The sequence below is a fragment of the Polaromonas sp. P3_C2 genome, assembly GCF_056402675.1.
The window spans coordinates 1-3,072 of the sequence record NZ_JBFUGX010000501.1; the positions used below are offsets into that span (position 1 = coordinate 1).

At 66.1% G+C, this 3,072-nt stretch carries 3 protein-coding genes and 1 pseudogene; all 4 read right to left on the bottom strand.

The window, feature by feature from the left end; genetic code table 11:
* Positions 1–205, bottom strand: a pseudogene (locus AC1DWI_RS17885) (hypothetical protein); the annotation flags it as partial.
* On the bottom strand, positions 205–1,146 hold the full coding sequence (locus AC1DWI_RS17890) for an ABC transporter permease (RefSeq protein ID WP_477725348.1): 942 nt from the start codon (positions 1,144–1,146) through the stop codon (positions 205–207). The pseudogene AC1DWI_RS17885 and the gene AC1DWI_RS17890, both read right to left, overlap by 1 nt.
* Positions 1,147–1,317: 171 nt before the next feature.
* On the bottom strand, positions 1,318–2,397 hold the full coding sequence (locus AC1DWI_RS17895) for an ABC transporter permease (RefSeq protein ID WP_477669473.1): 1,080 nt from the start codon (positions 2,395–2,397) through the stop codon (positions 1,318–1,320).
* Positions 2,394–3,072 (bottom strand): ATP-binding cassette domain-containing protein (locus AC1DWI_RS17900; RefSeq protein ID WP_477725349.1); only part of this gene is annotated, 679 nt, incomplete at its 5' end. The genes AC1DWI_RS17900 and AC1DWI_RS17895, both read right to left, overlap by 4 nt.

Here is a 3,072-nt window from a genome sequence, read left to right on the forward strand (position 1 = left end):
GTGCGTACTGGTCTGCGTGCACGACGCGGTAGGTGCCCTGGCGGCCTTTGCCCCATGTGCCGCACATTTGCACCCAGCTGACGGCGTCAGGCGTCTTGAAGCTGTCGTAGCTGTAGTCACTGCCCAGTGCCTGCGCGTTGGCGCAGCCCAGTGCCAGCAAGGCTGCCAGCAGTGTGCCGCGTGGGGCAAGGGGTGTCGTCATCATCAGCGTTCGCCTTTTCGGTAAGGTTTCATCAACGCCTGAGGATACGCCGCCTTGCGCGCCACCAGCACCAGCGCCAGGATGGAAAGGGCGTAGGGCAGCATCAGGTACACCTGATAGGGCACATTCACGATGCCCGAGGTTTGCAGGCGCAGCTGCAGTGCGTCGAAAAAGGCGAACAGCAGCGCGCCCAGCAGCGCCTTGCCCGGCCGCCACGAGGCAAACACCACCAGTGCCACGCACACCCAGCCGCGGCCATTGACCATGTTGAAGAAAAAGGCGTTAAACGCCGACAGCGTGAGGAAAGAGCCCGCCACGCCCATGAGCGCCGAGCCGGCCACGATGGCAGCGGTGCGGGTGGCCGCGACGGAGACGCCCTGGCCTTCGGCGGCCTGGGGGTTCTCGCCGACCATGCGGATGGCCAGGCCCGCCGGCGTGCGGTAGAGCAGCCAGGCGATCAGCGGCACCAGCGCTAGTGCCAGCAACGTGAGCGAGGTCTGCGCTGCCACCACGTTCAGCCCGCCGCCGGGAAAGCCGTCGAGCCAGTGCATGGGGGCGAAGGGTGTGATGGTGGGTGGCGTGTCGACTTTGGGAAAGCTGACGCGGTAGCCGTAATAGYTGAGCGAGGTGGCCAGCAAGGTGATGCCAAGCCCGGACACGTGCTGGGACAGCGCCAGGCCGACTGTGAGGAAGGCGTGCAGCAGGCCGAACACCGCACCGGTAAGCGCCGCCACGCCCACGCCTGCCCACAGCGGCGCGCCGCCGTACACGGCCAGCCAGCCGCTGAAGGCGCCGGCGACCATGATGCCCTCGATGCCCAGATTGAGCACGCCGGCGCGTTCACACAGCAGCACGCCCAGCGTGCCAAGGATGAGCGGCGTGGCGATGCGCAGCACGGCTATCCAGAAGGGCGCTGCGGTAAGGATATCGAGCATTTCAGCCATGCAGGACGCCTTTTCCCGTTGGCTTGCAGGTTGCTGGTGCTATGGATTTAATAGCTGGTTGCGCTTGTCTGTATTGGCTTGTGGCTATTATTTGCTTAAGAGCTGTGCGTGTAGCTTCAGCCCGGGCGGCAGTGGCCGCATGGGTTGGCAGGGCGCGGGTGCTGAAGAATTTCATGCGGCCCGGCCTTTTTCTTTTACGACCAGCCGGTATTGCGTCATCAACGTGGCCACCAGCACCGAGATCAGCGACGCCGCCACGATGACGTCAGCGATATAGGTGGGCACGCCCACGGCGCGGCTCATGGTGTCGGCGCCGACCAGCACGCCCGCCACAAACACGGCTGCCGCCAGAACGCCCAGGGGGTTGAGTGCGGCCAGCATGGCAATCACGATGCCGGTGTAGCCGTAGCCGGGTGACATGTCGAGCGTGACGTAGCTGGTGCGGCCCGCCACCTCAATGGCGCCGGCCAGCCCAGCCAGAGCACCCGACAACAGCGCAACCAGCACCACCGTGCGGGTGACGGGCACGCCGGCGAATGCCGCGGCTTTGGCGTTGGCGCCCACGGCGCGTATGTCAAAGCCCAGTACGGTGTACTTCAGCAAGGCCCACAGCGCTATAGCCAGCGCGGCGGCCCACAGCAGTCCGGTGTGGATGCGTGTCTGCGCGACGAGCCTGGAAAGCTCCAGCTCGCCCTGCAGCGCCACGCTTTGCGGCCAGCCCATGGCAGTGGGGTCTTTCATGGGGCCGTCGAGCATCGCCGACACGAACAGCAGCATGATGAAGTTGAGCAACAGGGTGGTGACGACTTCATCGACACCCAGGCGGGCCTTCAGCAAGGCCGGGCCCAGCAACAGCAGTGCGCCGGCAATGGCGGCGGCCAGCATCATCAGCCCGAACAGCAGCCAGATGGGCAAATCAAAACCGCTACCCCCGTGCATGCCGCCCACAGCCACGGCGGCCAGCGCGCCGGCATAAAGCTGGCCTTCCGCGCCAATGTTGAAAAGCCTCGCCTTGAAGGCCACCGTGGCGGCCAGGCCGGTCAGGATGAGGGGCACCGCACGGGTAAAGGTTTCGCTGAGGGCAAAGACGGAGCCAAAGCCGCCCTTGAACAGCAGCACATAGGTTTGGCCCAGCGGCGCACCGGCCCACAGCACCAGCAGTGCGCTGATCAGCAAGGTGAACGCGATGGCGCCGATGGGTGCCAGCACCAGGGCCCAGCGCGAGGTTTGCGTTCTTTTCTCCAACCTCATGAGGCCACTCCCAACGCGGGCTCGGCACGGACACCGGCCATCGCCAACCCGATCAACTCTCGCGACCAAGTCTCGGCGGGCAGGGCCTCCGTCAGCTGGCCCGCGTGCATCACAGCCACTCGGTCGCCGAGCGCCACCACTTCGTCCAGGTCGTCAGAAATGACCAGCACGGCCGCGCCAGCGTCTCGCGCGGCGATCAGTTGCTGCTGCACATAGGCAACGGCACCAATGTCCAGGCCCCAGGTGGGCTGGTGGGCGATGATCAGTTTGGCCGGCTGGGGTGCGGTTTCGGAAGAGGGGAAACATTTTTCCGACGGGCCGCCCCTAGAAAAAATAGCCCCCTCGGGGGGCAGCGCAGTACGCGAAGCGACAAGCGTGGGGGCCACGAGCGCCCGCCCGAGGATGAGCTTTTGCATGTTGCCGCCCGACAGTGAGCGCGCCGCGGTGTGCGGCCCGCCGCCGCGCACGTCAAACTCGCGCATGATGCGGGCCGCATGGGTCTGCGCGGCCTTGCGCTTGACCCACAGCGCTTTGGAAAACGCCGGGCTGCGCAGGCGCTCTGACACGGCGTTTTCCCAGACGCTGAGGTCGCCGACCACGCCGACGCCATGCCGGTCTTCGGGGATGCGCGCCACGCCCTGGGTGACCAGCCAGGCTGGCGAGGCCTTCATGGGC

Coding starts and splice junctions, on each gene's coding strand:
- AC1DWI_RS17895 (WP_477669473.1), bottom strand. CDS start 2,397: ATGAGGTTGGAGAAAAGAACGCAAACCTCGCGCTGGGCCCTGGTGCTG.